Consider the following 16,670-nt stretch of genomic DNA (forward strand, 5'->3'; position numbering starts at 1 on the left):
ACATTCCTTAACCAATTAATGAGATGACCGTGCTCAAAGCACTCAAGAAGATGTTCGGCAAAAGCGAGGCTGAGCCGCTCGCGCCTGTTCCCAGTGCTCCTGCCCCCAAGTCCGGCAACCGCAATGACGGTCCACAGCCTGGCCGGACCGCGCCTGCCGCCTCACCGAAAAAACCCACGGTGACGCCGCCTGAACAGGTAACGCCTGCCGAGGCCGCCCCAGCACCTGCGGCCAAACCTCGTCGCGAACGCGCGCCCAAGCCGCCGGTGACCCCGTGGAAACTCGAAGACTTCGTCGTCGAGCCCCAGGAAGGCAAAACCCGCTTCCACGACTTCAAGCTGGCCCCGGAACTGATGCACGCCATCCAGGACCTGGGCTTCCCGTACTGCACGCCGATCCAGGCGCAGGTGCTGGGCTTCACCCTGGCGGGCAAAGACGCCATCGGCCGCGCCCAGACCGGTACCGGCAAGACCGCCGCATTCCTGATCTCGATCATCACCCAGTTGCTGCAGACGCCGCCGCCCAAGGAACGCTACATGGGTGAACCGCGCGCCCTGATCATCGCCCCGACCCGCGAGCTGGTGGTGCAGATCGCCAAGGACGCCGCCGACCTGACCAAGTACACCGGTCTCAACGTGATGACCTTTGTCGGCGGCATGGACTTCGACAAGCAACTCAAGCACCTCGAAGCCCGTCACTGCGACATCCTGGTCGCCACTCCAGGCCGCCTGCTGGACTTCAACCAGCGCGGCGACGTGCATCTGGATATGGTCGAAGTAATGGTGCTGGACGAAGCCGACCGGATGCTCGACATGGGCTTTATCCCGCAAGTGCGCCAGATCATTCGCCAGACTCCGCCGAAAACCGAGCGCCAGACCCTGCTGTTCTCCGCAACCTTCACCGAAGACGTGATGAACCTCGCCAAGCAGTGGACCACCGACCCGTCCATCGTCGAGATCGAGGCGCTGAACGTCGCCAGCGAAAACGTCGAGCAACACATCTACGCCGTGGCCGGTGCCGACAAGTACAAGCTGCTCTACAACCTGGTCAACGACAATGGCTGGGAACGCGTGATGGTCTTTGCCAACCGCAAGGACGAAGTGCGCCGCATCGAAGAACGCCTTGTGCGCGACGGCGTCAATGCTGCGCAACTGTCGGGCGACGTGCCGCAGCACAAGCGCATCAAGACCCTGGAAGGCTTCCGCGAAGGCAAGATCCGCGTGTTGGTGGCTACCGATGTAGCCGGTCGCGGTATTCATATCGACGGCATCAGCCACGTGATCAACTTCACCTTGCCGGAAGTGCCGGACGACTATGTGCACCGCATCGGGCGTACCGGTCGCGCAGGCGCGGCGGGTGTGTCGATCAGCTTTGCCGGGGAGGATGACTCGTATCAGTTGCCGTCAATCGAGACGCTGCTGGGGCGCAAGATCAGCTGTGAGACACCGCCGACGCACTTGCTGCGAGCTGTAGAACGCAAACGGCCGTAAGGTGGAACCAATGCCAGTCATCGAGCCTGACTGGCATTTTTTATGCGCCCACTGTCTTGTCCTGATCAGTCACTATCGCCCAGGTCACTCCAGACAGGCTGACGAATACGCATAGTCTCTTTTCGAAATTCCCCATAGAACTGAAAACTGCTCCCCGGCATGTCTGCCAGCCCCAGGCTTATGGGGCGCGGCTGTGGTTGCTGCTGGCGCTGTGACTGCTCGTCGTCGGCCGATGGCTGAGCTTGCAGGCTCTTGATTCGCGCATCCAAGCCACGACCGAAGTTAGTCCATCTGAGTACCGAGCGGGCACCGCCGAAAAGTTGACTGGCAGTGGTTATCTTGGCGGGGACAGCGAGCGAGTAAGACAACCCCGTCGCGTTTTTGCCTGCCGCAACGAGCCCGCTGCCGAGGGGGCTGGAGAAGAATCCAATGGTCTTTTCAGATGACCTGCCCGCTGCGGCTGCAAAAGCTTTAGCCCCCAATGTGACAGAAAGGCCGACACTGGCAACAACGCCAACACTGGAGAACCCGAAAGACGCCCATCCAAGGTTCTTGATGTGCTGCGAACGATCCCACCCCATTTGCTTGTCGACGGCCTCGATACTCAGCCCTGTAATCCCCAGCGTGCCGCCTACCGAGCTAGAGCCCGTAGCGATGACGCCCAGAATATTTGCCGCCTTTACCCCCCCTTTAGCGAGCGCCGCCGCCATCCCGACCACTGCAACCTTGAACGCCACCACCGATAAGGCCAGCGCAACCCCGGTCAGCACCCAAGCCAGCCACTTTGGAAAAAGCCCACTCGGGTCGATGAGGTTGATCGGGTTACCAGCGCAGTAGGCGTAGCTGTTAATCCCACCCTCATCAAAAGGCGCCAATGGATCAGCCGAAAGAAATACCATCAAGCGCGGGTCATAGGCACGCGCGCCCAAATGGTAAAGGCCGACCGCCGCATCCAGACGCTCGCCGTTAAACGCCGGCAGTTGCAGATCCGCCATCGATCGCACATTGCCGTCCTGCGGCACAACCTGGCCCTCGCCATACGGAGCGTAATGACGCTGTACAGGCGCTTGCCCAGGCGCCACCACGCCGCGCACGGTACCGGCACCGTCATTCAGATGCAGCTGCGGCCCCTCGACGCCACCGGTACGCGCCTGCACTTGGCCCCCAACATTGAAGTAACGCAGTTTTCTACTGCCCTGCACCAACCTATCCAGATGATCCGCCGCATAGACCATGGCCACCGGTGATTCATTGTCACGTGTCGCCACGACTTGTCGAGACTCGGCATCGTACTGGTAGCTGCACTGCTGGGAACCTTCCTGCACGCAGGTCAACTGGTCATAGCCGTTATAGGTGTACGTTCGCCCTGCTGGCCCCCCGGTCAAGTTACCCGCCGCATCATAGGTCAGGGCATCATCCTGCAAAGGGTTGGAGTGGGTCACACGGGTCAGGCGCGTGGGGTCTGCGTCGGTGAAAAACCGCTCGCTGATGTCCTGCGTGCCGTCAGCGAAAGTCGTCACGACGCCTGTGATGTTATCCAGGCTGTCGAAGCTGAATTGCTGCCCAACGATACCGCGCCCCAGCCAATCCCGGGGATGTTCACGCCCCTCGCAGCCATAATCCTTGAGCCGCAGGAAGGCGTCATAGGTAAAGGTCTCCCCCATCACCAATTCAGAGGCTGCGTCACGCACAATGCGACTGGCCAGCAGGCTGTTGGGATGATAAGTGCTGCTCATGACGTGTAGCAGCACGCCATTGTGCAAAAAGCGCCGCTGCGCCTCCCGCCCCAAGGTGTCGTAACTCACCTGTGTGACCACCTCAGTATCGGCGTAGCGAGTGGTCAGTACATCTGGTCGCGCAAACATGTCATAGCGCTGTTCAATGACTACCGTCCCAGCAGTCATCGTGCAAACCCTGCCCAGGGAGTCATATTCAAAGTCGCTACGCTGCCCATCATCCGTGGTGTGTTGCAACATACGCCCGCCGATTGAATAACCATACTGCGTGGTCTGCGGCCTACCGAGGACCGTCTGTATCTCTTTTTCCGGGTAGCCGTTCACATCATGGAATAACTCATGTTTGAGCGCGCCGCTTTCTGAATAGGTCGGCTGACCACTGACCGGATCATGCCGGTACTGCCTATCCGTGTGCCCCGCCATTTTGACCGTGCCTGGTGTGCTCAACTGCTTGTCGTAGGTCCATTGCTGACGGTGCCCACTGCCCGAGACCACGGCGACAGGTTCGGTCCAGTTTGTCTCATAGTGCCAAGTGGTGGCGGGTGCCGTGCCCCTGGACTGCGCAGTCAAACGCCCCAGGCTGTCGTAGGTGCGCGATCCCACCTGCTTGCCATCGATACTGATTGAACTGGGCAGCGACTCGCTGGTTCCATGCGCATAGGCCACCGTGCGCAGCCGCGCAGGGCTGCCATCCGAGGGCGTGTGGAGGGTGGTCAACACGCGGTCGAACAGGTCATAGGTGTAAACGGTGCGATGCTTGTCCACGTCCACCCGTGACAGGCAGCGCCCCAGGCCGTCATAGAGGGATGACTCCACTTCAGTGACCTGCCCCAGGGCGTCCACCCGGTTTACCAGAAACGGCTGATGATGGGCATTCAGATAGGTTTCCAGGAGCTCGCCGCCCTCGACCCCCGTTACACGCAGGTGCAGCCTTGGGTCATATTCATCGATCGCCACGCTGCCATCGGCACGGCTTACACGGCAGGCGTTGCCCCACGCGTTATAAGCGTAGCCGGTGGTCAATACACGCTCGCCATCCGGCAGATAATCAATATGAGTCCGTTCCACCGTTTGCCCAAGGGCATCGTAGCGCCAGGTCCCGAGGGGCTGCTCCTTTGCGCCATTCTCCAGTAACAATGCCTCGGCAACTGGCCTTCCCGCCCCGTCGAAGTAAGTGACGGTACTGCGGCCTTGCGCATCAGTCATCACCAAATGAGCGCGTTTCCCTGACGCTGCATAGTGATAAACAAAACAACGGCTGGCCTCCTGCGGCTCACCTGGCGAGGCTGTCTGCGCCGTCAATCGTCCTGCGACATCGTATGCGGTGACCAGCGTTGCCCCTCCGTCCCGGCTCATCAACAGTAAGCGCCTGTCGACCAGAGAGTGCGTGCGCACTGACTCCAGCCAGTGGCCCTCACGCCCCAATAGCCGGCGAGTTTCGCTCAGCGTGTCGCCGGTGACGGTGTAATCGTAATTGCTGACTAATTGCAGGCCATCAATGGTAGACGTGGTGCTTTTCAACCGGCCAACCAGCTCGGCTGGCGTGTCGTAGTAGGTTTGCTGTGTGCTGAATACACCAGCCTGAGTGACCGACTCCTGCACGACAAAGTAGCTGCTACCCATATGTGGCACACGGGTATGGGTGTACTCGGTGAGTCGGGCGGCAGGCGTGCCTTCCGCGGGGATAAGGCGCTCTTGCTTGACGTAACGCTGAAACAAATCATGAGGGTCGGCCGGGCATTTACCCGCCTCGCCTTTGATCGGGTAATAGCTGTATTCAATGCGAACCCCGGAGGCCTCAGTACGGCTTAGCTCGTTACCGTAGTCGTCAGTCTCACTCTCGAGCTTGACCACCCGTTCCGCACCACCCGCCACCAACGCGTAACACGTGGTGAGAATTTTTGGCAGCTGGAGGTTGGGAGGCTGGTCCGGGAAGAGCCCTGGGCTCACGTTATATTCAATGGTCCTGGTAGTCAGGGTGCCTTCGCGCAGGACCTGTTCCTCGGCCAGCAGGTGGAATTTGTTGTAGGTGGTACGCGTAACGCTCAGCGGTGCCTCATGGGTTGTGTTATCGATGCGGGTCTCTTCCGTCCAATAGTCATACTTACTGCCTATCAGGTACAGGTTGTCTTCGCCCTCACGAAAACCGCCTGAAAAGGGATAGCCAGTGAAATTCCTGCTTGGGCTGTAACTATAGGTACGTGACATGCCGGGCTGACCGGCAGCGGGTGTATGGACCCAACTGGTGACGCGAGGGATGTATTGACCATTGGCATACTGATGGCCGTTTTCGGCGTAGTTGATCAACTCGTCACCACCCATCGGTGAGCGCACGCGCTTGATAGCAATCATGCCGTTACGAAAGGCTTGCCACTCCAATATATAGCTTGCACTGGGAGGCGATTCGCGACTGTCATAAGGGGCGCTAAAACCGGTCAGCCGAGCGTTCGATTGGGTGAAGGTGATACGCGCATAACGTCCTCCGTCGACTCGCGTATCACTGCGTACCAAGCGCCCATTGGAATAGGTCAACAACAGCAGCACTTGCTGATCATGATCCAGAATACGCTCAAGAGAACCACCCGGCGCGTACTCCCATTTCAGACGCTCACCGTTTTCAAACTGGATAGCATCAATACGATAGGGCGTGGTGCTGCCCGTACGCTTCAATATCTCGACGGTACCGTCCTTGTAAATCACATGAAGCGTCGTGGCATCGGGCCGCTGGACCACCAGGTCGGCAAGCTTGCGATCCTTGATCACCAGTGTTCCGCCCGCAGAGGGCAGGCTCTGGGTTTTGAATTGCTCGCCGGTAAGCAGCGTGAGCATAGAACGAGCGCTATCAAACTCGGTATTGCTGATCCGCCAGCCAGTCCCATAAACACCCGACTCGATGTTCATCATGGAGAATGACAGCGCGATCGTTCTACTGACCTCCAGCGGGCCTTGCGGGTATAAGGTGGCCAACTGAATTCGACAAAAGTATTGGCCGGTGCGTGGGTCTACTCCAGCGCCAAAACGGGTATCAAAATTGAACGCCTGAGAATAAATATCCATACAAAACCTCATCACCAAACATGAATATCATTCAACTAACCGTCCACCAATTCAAGTTCAAGCCCGTCCCAAAACTTCCGTAATCTAAAAACATGCTCACAGCCATAATTATCCAAAAGGCGCCATTGACTTTCCGTATCACCAGACCCTGGTGATGGCGCCGTCACGCGAGCTACAACAGCACGCATTATGGTAGGCCGCATATTAAACCAAATAACTTTTTCATTCCCATGAGGCGCACCTAGAACAATATCATCGAGCACAACCACCGGACCAATAATATCTTTATTGATCACTACCCCACCTTTATAATAATACCCAGCCCCCATCTTATTAAAATATGATGTCTGAAAATTCAGACCTTCCTTAATAACTGACAATGGCGCATCAAGGCCTTTGTTCACAAGAAAGTGCAATCCTGCTGGTGGAGACCAGTAGTAAACATCAACATCGTAATATTCATCATGATAGGCATCCTTATCATGGTATCTAGTCAGATTCTCTACGCGCAACTGATAAAGCCGTACCGGGCGAACAACCACATACGAGTCAAATGCAACATCACCATCACTGTAGTTAGTCGTGTAAGTCACACCACTTATCTCGATAGACGCCATGAATCTGCGCTCGTCGATGGGCACACTCGGATCCACACGTAAATAGCGATCTACGATCTCGACTTGTCGCTGAGCGTGCCCGGTCACGGCTTCTGGTTTTTGATCCGGCCTTACCTCATCGATACGTGTACGCCAGAGACCCGTATCGTAAATGTTTTTCTCCTTATCACAGCTCCAACCTTCTGGAAGCGGCTCATTGACATTTGGCGAGTAGAGCGTAACGGTCAAGCCATTACGCTCCGCTTCCGAAAGCCTGACAGGCAGCCAATACCCATCGGTTTGTCGCTGTTCAATAGCAACCTCAACAACCACCTTGCATTGATGACGACTATTGGCATAGAGCTCATCGGTAAAAGTCCCGCCACCGGGCAACATGATTTTAAAATGAGTGACCCTCAGCGTCCGAACGATCTCACCGGTCAATTTAAAAAATGGAACGCCAGGCAGGTTCATTGAATCTATCTGTTTCACTAAAAACTTTTGCTCATTGCCATAGTTATCCAATACCCGCCAAAAACTCTTGGTGTCGCGACTCGCAGGCACCAGCGCAGACTTCAAACTGATCGCACGCAGCACAGTCGGTCTTTTGTTAAACGGTATCAAGGGGTTGGGCGATGGCGCAGGAAGCCCTGCATCAATCTCATGCAGATGAAGTGTCGAGTCCAACTCGTCCTTATTTATAAATGTTCCCACCCTACTCGAAGAAGTGTTATCAAGAGGTGAATGCCACGATAAAACGCTCTGAAAATCCTTACCCTCCCCAGGCAAACTCAGCGGACTATCAAAGCCCATGTTTTTTACCACCCACAAGCCGCCTGGAGGTGTCCAGTAGTAAACATCCACCGACGTGCGATAAGGCGGTGCACTGGAGTAGGCAAGATAATCTACATAGAGATCCATATCGTCTGCATCCCAGCTCATGGGACGGACCGGGCTAAGGGTGACAAAAGACTCAAGAGCAGCTTCATCTCTGAAGCTGTAAGTTGTGTAAATACAACTTTCAATCGTCACACACGCCATAAATACTGCTGGCCCGATGGGTGCGCCCGGGTCGCAACGCAAGTAGCGCTTGATAGGAGCTGCTGAGGAACGCTCAACACGCTCTACCAAGTCGTTGATCGGTTCCTGCTGCTGTGATTTGTCCCGCCAAAGTCCAAGAGTGAATTGATTTTTTTCTACATCGCAGCTCCACCCGGGAGCGAGCGTTTGATTGCCATGTTCTGACCATTCAACAAGGGTGACACTGGCGCGCTCCTCATCAGTTAAGTGCACACGGACCCACTCGTCGCCAGCGCCACTGACTTCTTTAATAACGTCAATGAGGACTTCACACTGATGGCGTCCGTTGGCATAGAGCCCATTCGCCGCCTCCGTATTGGCAGGACGACTGATGCTGAACCTCGACAAACGGCACTTGCTTGGTTGCGCGACCATGTCCCACCCCTTCATTAAGTTAGCCCTGATACCATCAGAACCTGCAGAGGGGAGGCGAAACAACTGTCAGATCTGACAGTTCGATAGATCCATTTTTAATATCGCTATCGGTTAGCAGCCCTGTATAAGCTATGGCTTCCAGCGATCCGCCGCCGCATGATCACTGTGCCGCCCTTCCACCCAACGCGGGCCGTCCGGGGTATTTTCCTTCTTCCAAAACGGCGCCCGCGTCTTCAGGTAATCCATCACAAACGCACACGCATCAAAGGCCGCCTGCCGATGCGCACTGGCCACAGCGACAAACACAATCGGCTCTCCCGGCTCCAGCGTGCCGATGCGATGCAGCACCTCCAACTTGAGCAACGGCCAACGCTGCTCGGCTTCCAAGACGATCTTGGTCAGGGCTTTTTCGGTCATGCCGGGGTAGTGTTCAAGAAACATCCCCGACACCTCGCGCCCGTCATTGAAGTCACGCACATAACCGACAAAACTCACCACCGCGCCTACGCCCACATTGGCCGCGTGCATGGCGTTGACTTCGGCGCCCGGATCAAAGGCTTCGACCTGCACACGAATGGTCATGCTCAGCCTCCGGTTACGGGCGGGAAAAATGCGACTTCGTCACCCGTTTGCACCGGTTCATCAAGGCCGCACAGTTCTTCATTGCGTGCGCACATCAGGCTGCTCTCGTTGAGCACTGCAAACTCCGGGTCAGCGGCCAGCGCCAGGCGCACAGCATCGACGGTAGCGAAATCACCCTCCATCTCCAGAGAGTCAAAGCCTACCGCTTCGGCGTAACGGGCAAAAAACAGCACGTTGATACTCATACCGGGTCCACCTTGAAATGCCCGCTTTTACCGCCAAGCTTTTCCAGCAGGCGAATGCTTTCGATGGTCATGCCACGGTCCACGGCCTTGCACATGTCGTAGATCGTCAGTGCCGCGACGCTGGCGGCAGTCAATGCCTCCATCTCCACGCCGGTCTGGCCTGAGAGTTTGCAGCGCGCCAGGATATGCACGGCATCCACGCCGTCGGCGCGCAGTTCTACCTTGACCCCGGTGAGCATCAGCGGGTGGCACAGGGGGATCAAGTCACTGGTTTTTTTCGCCGCCTGGATCCCGGCAATGCGGGCCACCGCAAATACGTCGCCCTTGGGGTGGGCGCCGTCGACAATCATTGTCAGGGTTTCGGGCAACATGCGCACCCGCGCTTCGGCCACGGCCTCACGGAACGTCACGGCTTTGTCGGTGACGTCGACCATATGGGCACGACCTTGGGAATCGAGATGAGTCAGCACAGCAATACTCCTGATCAGGAGCAGCGATTGTAAACCTGTGGGTCAAATTTGCGCAGGGCTGTTTATTCCATAGATGACTGTGGCGCGGGAGCAAGCTCCCTCGCCACAGGACACCGCTGCCGGGTTAGAAACGGAAGGTAAACCCGGCGTTGATCCCGTTGTTGTTACCGCGATTGGACAGCAAGCCGCTGTAGTTCAGCGACACCAGGGTGTCTTTGGTCAAGGCCATTTCCGCACTGGCCTTGATCACCGCGCCGTCCCGGGCGACGGGCACGCTATTAACGGCAAAAGCAGTGTCGCTGCCGGCAAACTTCAGCGAGGCTTCGCGATCGGTATCACCGAACTGATGCTCCCAACCCAGCTCACCGCGCAACGTCACTGCCGAGGTGGAGCTGAGCGGCAACTGCGTATGCGCACGCAGGCCCACCGTAGATAGCGTCGCGTCCTGGCTTTGCTTGCTGGCGTGCAAAGCAGCGGCGCCGCCTTTTTCCTTGAACGAGTCGCTCTGGTAGTTCAGGTACGTGAGGTTGGCGAAGGGTTCGAATGGGTTCCATTGGGTGTAGCCGATCTCGGCAAACACTTGGTCGGTGCGCGCATTGTAATATGCCTTGGCATAGTCCGACTGGTTGGCGTAAGCAACCCGCCGCGAAGTATCCAGACGGTGCCAGGTGGTAGCGCCGCCCAGGCGTAAGGCGATCGCCTCGAAGCGCTTACCGCCATACACCGACAGGTGATAGTTGTCGCTGTCCGCCGAAGCAGACTGGCCATTGAGGTGGCTCTGGGTATAACCGGTCGCCGCCCCCACGCGCCAGCCGTCGCTGACCTCGGTATCCAGCCCCAGCAACACCCCACTGGTGGACGAAGAGTAGCCACTGGCGTTGTTGTCACCGCTGACGTTATTGCGCCCACCGAGCAGCTGCACCCAGCCGCCGTTGTCACGGCTATCGATCTGCGCGCTGGAATCCAGTGCCTGGGCCTGTTGCAGACGAGCATTGACCGCTTCGCGAAGGTATCGACTGTCGGCCATTTGCGCTGCCGCAACATCAGAATGCAGCTGCCCCGACAACTGCTTGAATGCATCCCGAGCCTGTGCGGCGGAATCGGAAGCCAACAGGCTTTCGTAAACCGGGCTGCCGGCGCCCAGCTTCTCGGCCGCCGTCGCCACAGCCCGTTCGTTGCGGGTTTGCGCGACGCTGGAGAAGGTGGTCTGGTTGCGCGCTATCGCCAGGGTCAGTTGGTTCGGTTGGTAAGCGAGTTGCGTGCCGATAAACAGGTAGTTGGGCGCGAACGCCGCAAACTGGCCATTGATACCCTGGCTGGCGCTGAGGATGTTGAACTGCTGGCCCAGCAAGCTACGCGCCTCAGTGGCGGACAGCAGGTTGGGGCTGTTCTCTAAAGACACGGTCACCACACCGCCATTAAGGGTTGCAACCCCGCTGCTCTGGATTTGGTCGCTGCGGCCACTGGTACCGACTTCGACGGCATACACCGAGCCAGGGTTGAAGGTCACGTCGCCGGTACGCAGCGTGCCAATCGAATGCCCCGGCGCCACGCGCCCGCCATTGTTGACGGTCAAGGCGCCCACCGTGCCGGTGCCGGCCAGGGTGCCGCCCAAGGTGGTCACCACGCCATTGTCCGCATTACGCGTGCCCACGGCACTGCCATCCACCGTCACGGCAGAGGTCAACGCACCGTCCACCGACAATTTGCCACCGCGCACCCAGGTGCTGCCTGAATAGGTGTTCTGGCCTTCCAGCGCCAACTCGCCGTCACCGGACTTGACCAGGCTACCGACGTAAGTGGCGCCGGTGAGCAAGTCCTGGCCACGAGTGAGCGTCGCCTGTTCCCGGGCATGGCCGATCTCGTATTCGAACTGATCATCGGCCGAGGCATTGGTGGGCAGGCCATTGAGCCAGCCCTTCTGCTGCTTGGTCGCCGCCCAGGTGGCCTGCTCGGCAGCATCTTCCACACGGCGGGCACGAATGGCCTCATCGGAAATCGGGTTGGCCCAGATATCGCGGGTACCGGTAGGCAAGGCCACCGCCACGGCGCCAAGGAACTGCCCCGGCCCTTGCATCGCTTTTTGCAGATTGGGCAAACCCCATCCGCTGACCACACCCGGCACTTGCGGCGTTCCCGGCGCGGCATCATGCACCGGTTGCAGGTTGTCGTAGGTGCGCCCTCCCGTCAGCTCGCCCACGGGCGTGTCCGCACCGTCCGGCGCCTGCAGGCTGGAGGTGGTGAGCAACACATCCCGCGCCTGACTGGCGGTCATGTAGGGAAAGCGCTGGATCACCAAGGCCAAGGCTCCGGAAACGCTCGGCGCCGCCGCGGAGGTACCATTGGCATTCGGGATGATTTCGCCCTCAGGCCCGGCAGACGGGATGCCCGATACGCCCATTACACACCACCACTTCGAGGTGCCGCAGCGGTTGTAGACCTGGGCGCTGGTCTCGTCATAGCCGGTGATCGCGAGGAACTTGCCTTCGATATCCGGCTTGAAAAATGGCAGGTTGGCGTTGGTGTCCGGGTTGGCACCGTGGCTGTCGTTGCCCGCCGAGATGATCTGGATAAAGGTGTTCTGGCGGGCCGCGTCGGCCATGGCGTCCATCCAGGTTTTGTGCCCGGCGTGGGCCTTGTCCCAGAACGGGCGATAGGCGGCGGTCATGTCACGCAGGTTTTGCGCGGCGCTGTCGCCGACATTGCCAAAGTGGTTCTCCACGTCATCGCGCGAGCTTTGCCCCCAGCTCTGGTTGACGATCGACACGTTCTTCGCCGCCAGGGCGTTGTAGCTGGCCATGAACGCGTTGTAGTCGAGGTCGTTGGAGCCTTGGTACCGATCGTTGTCGCTGCCGCCGGTGTTGGCGACAAAGATATTCGCATCGAAGGCGATTCCGTGCATACCGGTGCCGTTGCGGCTGGCGCCGAGCACACCCGACATTTCCGTACCGTGGCCATCATTGAACGCCGGGTCATACTCACCGGGAATACTGAAATGTTCACCCTGCTTGAACTCGCCGCTGGGCACTTCAAGACGGTAACGCGGATGGGTGGCGTAGTACTCGCCAGTGGATGTCACCGCCTGTACCCGGTCCTGGCCCAGGGCATTCTTGCCCTGAAACTCGAAGTGCCGGGTAAGGATGCCCGAGTCGAGCACGCCGACATTCACACCCTTGCCGGTGATGCCCAGGGCATAGGCGTAATACGCGTTGGTGCGGTCCAGGCCGGAGTTGACCTGGGCTTCCGGGGTTTTCCAGGTTTGCGCGTTGGCGCTCCAGTCACGGGTTGCGCCAGCCCAGGATTGCCCGGCGTTCAGTTGCCCAGTGAGATTGCTGCTCACACCCGGCTCTACGTAGGTATAGGGCTTGGCGGCCGGCAGGTTGGCGATGATGGCCTTGGAGAAATCGAGAATATTGGTGGTGTAGCGACCATTGTTGCTGAACAGCCGGCTGCGGTAGTAATCCAGGCGCGAGGTGTAGTCCAGCGGTCGCCGGGTATCGCCGAGCATGGCGCCGATGGTGAGGTTTTCCGGTTGCAGCTCGTAGTTTTGCTTGAGGGCCGAATCGAACTTGCCGGACTGGGCGGCGAAGTCCTTGGCCGCCAGGTCGACGATATCCGCGTAGGCAAACCGCAGGTTCTTGTACACCTCAGTGTCGGGGCCGAACGAGGCGACGGCTTTGCGAAATGCCGACTCCAGTACCTGGGAGGTGTAGGGATTGTCGTCCGCCCAGGCCAATGAGCCCTGGCCCAGCCAGAGGGCCAGACCGAGCGCGATAGGTGTCAGGGGTATCTGCTTTAAACGAGTGGCGTGCTTGCGTTGCGACAAAGTGAAGCCATTACCTGCTACGTCCATTTTCCTTTCCCTTTGGATATGTGCGTCGTCAATGAGCGATATTTCGGGCTTTTGTAATAGGCAGGGTCACGGTGAAAACCCTAGATAGGTCTTCAAAAGGTTCGTCGAATCAAGGAGGTGGCGCTCCGACGGGTTGTGGAGTGTTTTTATTATTTCTACCGCGAGAAAAAATGTAACAAAATAATTACAAAAACCACAAGCACCCAGGGCGCGTTATCGCAGGCAAATGTCGCACACAACAAAAACCCCGGATTTCGTGAAAAATCCGGGGTGATTCATGGCATTTAGCCACTTATTGGATTACGGGTAGTTACAGGTGGGACTCGGCGTACTCGGCCAAGATCGAACGAGGCACCCCTTGCAGCGCGATATGCACGCCGTTGGGGAAGTCTTTGAAACGTTCCGTCAGGTAGGTCAGCCCGGAGCTGGTCGCGGACAGGTAAGGGGTGTCGATCTGTGCCAGGTTGCCCAGGCACACCACTTTGGAACCGGCGCCGGCACGCGTGATGATGGTTTTCATCTGGTGCGGGGTAAGGTTCTGGCATTCATCGATCAGGATCAGGCTCTGCTGGAAGCTGCGACCTCGGATGTAGTTGAGGGATTTGAACTGCAACGGCACTTTGCTGAGGATGTAATCGACGCTGCCATGGGTGTTTTCGTCATCCATGTGCAAGGCTTCGAGGTTGTCGGTGATCGCCCCCAGCCACGGCTCCATTTTTTCCGCTTCGGTGCCGGGCAAAAAGCCGATTTCCTGGTCCAGGCCCTGCACACTGCGCGTGGCGATGATGCGGCGGTAGCGCTTGGTCACCATGGTCTGTTCGATGGCAGCGGCCAGGGCGAGGATGGTTTTGCCCGAGCCTGCGGCGCCGGTCAGGTTGACCAGGTGGATGTCCGGGTCCAGCAGCGCGTACAGCGCCAGGCTCTGGTAGATATCACGCGGTTTCAGGCCCCAGGCTTCCTGGTGCAACAGGGGTTCCTGATGCAGGTCGAGAATCAGCAGCTTGTCGACCTGGATCTCTTTGATCCAGCCCACGAAGCCCTGTTCGTCGACGATGAATTCATTGATATGCACGGCCGGCAGGTTGTCGATCAGCTGTACCTGGTGCCAGGTGCGGCCATGGTCCTGACGGGTCTCGACCTTGCTGACACGGTCCCAGAACGAACCGGTCATCATGTGATAACCCCGCGACAGCATCGACACGTCGTCGACTAGCTGGTCAGTGCTGTAGTCCTCGGCAGCGATCCCACACGCTCGTGCCTTGAGGCGCATATTGATGTCTTTGGTCACCAGCACTACGCGCAGGTCCTTGTCGCGAGCGTGCAGGTCGATCAATTGGTTGATGATTTTGTTGTCGTTCAGGTTTTCCGGCAGCAGGCTGTTGGGCTCGCTGCGCTTGCTCATCAGGATCGACAGCAAGCCCTTGGGCCCGCTTTTGCCACGCTGGATCGGCACACCGACCTCAACGTCCTCGGGCGAGGCTTCGCCCAGGGTCTTGTCGATCAGACGGATGGCCTGGCGGCATTCGGCGGCGACGCTGTGGTGGCCGCTTTTGAGTTTGTCGAGCTCCTCAAGCACGATCATCGGGATGGCGACGTGGTGTTCTTCGAAGTTAAGCAGTGCGTTTGGATCGTGGATCAATACGTTGGTATCAAGCACGTAAAGGATTGGCTGGTCGGAAGAAGGGGTACGTCCATGATCATCCATACTCGGTCACCTTTGTGGGAGCCAGTCGACGCAATACCTGGGCGGTGCTGCGCCTCGATTCGACCACCGACCACACCTGAGTGACGTCAAGTGCAGTGCCCACATGAGGAGTCTTGGAAGACGCCACCTGTGTTGCAGGGTTCGGCGGTCTGACTTCGTAATACCGCAAAACCCATGACAGGAAAAAGCACTTTGACGCTTTTTTGAAGTTTATTTTTCAGGATGACGAATAGCACTAGCCGAGTGCCAGCCACCCCGTTAAAGTCGGAAGTCCGCCTGCATCGAAATGTCGCAGCAAATCACCCCAGAAATGACTCATCCCCAACGGGGCCGGGGATTTTCAGCGAAATGCCTCGCGACACTCCTGCCAACCCAAACCACTCTGCGCCGTTGCCTGCAACACTATCGGTATTGCCACCCGCGCCTTGTCCTGGGTGTCGTGAAACGCAATTACGCCTTTGCGCCACAGCAGCATCAGCGTCAGCACCCGCTGCGCCGATTCCTCGGCCTTGAGTTTGCCCGGATCGTCCTGGGAGTCGATGTCCCACAACGCCACCTGCAAACCCTGCTGCTGGAAGAACCCCTGGCTGTCCGCACGACGCTGCCCATAAGGCGGTCGGAACAGCGGCACATAGTTTTCCGGCATCAGGTTCTGTACCAGCGCGGCACTGCGGGTGATGGAGCTTTGCCAGTCGACCCAATGGCTATGGGAACGGTATTGCCAACCCTGGATACCTACGCACTGCCCTTGGTACAGCGCCTGCACATCCGCGACAGAACTGCGCTCCACACGGCTTTGCAAACTGCTGCCGAGGGCGAAGAACGTGGCGTTCATCTTCTGCTTGCGCAGGTAGTCGGTGAGCCAGTCGGTATTACCGCCCACCAACGCCGGGCCGCCGTCGAAGGTCAGCAGGAACATGCGATCGTTGAGCTCGTCGCCATTGCGCTCATGGTCGCCGAAACGCGCCACTTCGCTGCTGATCTGCGGGAACAGCGCAGCCTTGCGCAGCAACTCATCCAGGTAGCGCTCATGAAAGTGCCGACTGGGTGCGGCCCAGCCTATATAGAACGAGTTGTCACTGACCTCGAACTTGCCGGCCTGCTCGCGCAGGTCGTCCATGTTTTCCACCAGGTAGCAGAACGAAGCATCTTCTTCGCAACTCTGCTGGGCGAATGTGTAGTTCTCCAACAGCCGTTGCCAGAGCTGGCGACGCAGGTCGTCGATGGCCGCCAGGTTGATGATCTTCAGCCCCAGACGCTGCTTGAGCGCGCTTTCGTCCAAGGCTTCGCTGGCAAGCAGGCCGTGGGCAAACATCAGGATTTCTGCCCGCGAAGCCACATCGAACAGCGCCGGGCTGCTGAGTTTTTCCGGCCAGGTGCTACGGTCTAGGCTGGCGACATCCACCGGCGCCGCTTGGGCGGTGACGCACAGCAGGCAAGCCGACAATAAAAGCGCTAATCGCACACGGGGTCTTCCTTTC

General features: G+C 58.3%; 9 protein-coding genes. 1 reads left to right on the forward strand and 8 read right to left on the reverse strand.

What is annotated here, in order from left to right:
* The first annotated feature begins 23 nt into the window (after positions 1-23).
* Positions 24-1,490, forward strand: a complete 1,467-nt coding sequence (gene rhlB / locus E4O98_RS06570) for an ATP-dependent RNA helicase RhlB (RefSeq protein WP_032877672.1) — start codon at positions 24-26, stop codon at positions 1,488-1,490.
* Positions 1,491-1,555: 65 nt separating this feature from the next.
* Here rhlB and E4O98_RS06575 read toward each other — a convergent pair whose 3' ends face one another.
* The 8 genes from E4O98_RS06575 to E4O98_RS06610 all read right to left on the reverse strand — a co-directional run bounded on the left by E4O98_RS06575 (position 1,556) and on the right by E4O98_RS06610 (position 16,654).
* Positions 1,556-6,283, reverse strand: a complete 4,728-nt coding sequence (locus E4O98_RS06575) for an RHS repeat-associated core domain-containing protein (RefSeq protein ID WP_248134457.1) — start codon at positions 6,281-6,283, stop codon at positions 1,556-1,558.
* Between the two features lie 35 nt (positions 6,284-6,318).
* Positions 6,319-8,334, reverse strand: a complete 2,016-nt coding sequence (locus E4O98_RS06580) for a hypothetical protein (protein WP_248134459.1) — start codon at positions 8,332-8,334, stop codon at positions 6,319-6,321.
* Positions 8,335-8,463: 129 nt separating this feature from the next.
* Positions 8,464-8,916: a molybdopterin synthase catalytic subunit MoaE gene (gene moaE, locus E4O98_RS06585; RefSeq protein ID WP_228309364.1), complete on the reverse strand. Its 453-nt coding sequence runs from the start codon at positions 8,914-8,916 to the stop codon at positions 8,464-8,466.
* A gap of 2 nt (positions 8,917-8,918) precedes the next feature.
* On the reverse strand, positions 8,919-9,161 hold the full coding sequence (gene moaD / locus E4O98_RS06590; RefSeq protein ID WP_248091201.1) for a molybdopterin converting factor subunit 1: 243 nt from the start codon (positions 9,159-9,161) through the stop codon (positions 8,919-8,921).
* Complete coding sequence (moaC, locus tag E4O98_RS06595) at positions 9,158-9,631, reverse strand: cyclic pyranopterin monophosphate synthase MoaC (protein WP_078820331.1); 474 nt, start codon at positions 9,629-9,631, stop codon at positions 9,158-9,160. The genes moaD and moaC overlap by 4 nt, the downstream gene beginning before the upstream one ends.
* Positions 9,632-9,755: 124 nt before the next feature.
* The gene (locus E4O98_RS06600; RefSeq protein ID WP_248134461.1) at positions 9,756-13,484 is read right to left on the reverse strand and encodes an autotransporter serine protease; all 3,729 of its coding nucleotides are present in this window, start codon (positions 13,482-13,484) and stop codon (positions 9,756-9,758) included.
* A 310-nt stretch (positions 13,485-13,794) separates the two neighbouring features.
* Positions 13,795-15,189, reverse strand: a complete 1,395-nt coding sequence (locus E4O98_RS06605) for a PhoH family protein (protein WP_032877681.1) — start codon at positions 15,187-15,189, stop codon at positions 13,795-13,797.
* Between the two features lie 340 nt (positions 15,190-15,529).
* The gene (locus tag E4O98_RS06610; protein WP_248134463.1) at positions 15,530-16,654 is read right to left on the reverse strand and encodes a polysaccharide deacetylase family protein; all 1,125 of its coding nucleotides are present in this window, start codon (positions 16,652-16,654) and stop codon (positions 15,530-15,532) included.
* Between the last annotated feature and the right edge of the window lie 16 nt (positions 16,655-16,670).

It is taken from the genome of Pseudomonas sp. W2Jun17 (assembly GCF_023127795.1).
GTDB classification, from domain to species: Bacteria; Pseudomonadota; Gammaproteobacteria; order Pseudomonadales; family Pseudomonadaceae; genus Aquipseudomonas; species Aquipseudomonas synxantha_A.

Excerpts from the sequence above, each read along its gene's own strand:
- rhlB (WP_032877672.1), top strand. The coding sequence starts at position 24 with ATGACCGTGCTCAAAGCACTCAAGAAGATGTTCGGCAAAAGCGAGGCT.
- E4O98_RS06575 (WP_248134457.1), bottom strand. The coding sequence starts at position 6,283 with ATGGATATTTATTCTCAGGCGTTCAATTTTGATACCCGTTTTGGCGCT.
- E4O98_RS06580 (WP_248134459.1), bottom strand. The coding sequence starts at position 8,334 with ATGGTCGCGCAACCAAGCAAGTGCCGTTTGTCGAGGTTCAGCATCAGT.
- moaE (WP_228309364.1), bottom strand. The coding sequence starts at position 8,916 with ATGACCATTCGTGTGCAGGTCGAAGCCTTTGATCCGGGCGCCGAAGTC.
- moaD (WP_248091201.1), bottom strand. The coding sequence starts at position 9,161 with ATGAGTATCAACGTGCTGTTTTTTGCCCGTTACGCCGAAGCGGTAGGC.
- E4O98_RS06600 (WP_248134461.1), bottom strand. The coding sequence starts at position 13,484 with ATGGACGTAGCAGGTAATGGCTTCACTTTGTCGCAACGCAAGCACGCC.
- E4O98_RS06605 (WP_032877681.1), bottom strand. The coding sequence starts at position 15,189 with ATGGATGATCATGGACGTACCCCTTCTTCCGACCAGCCAATCCTTTAC.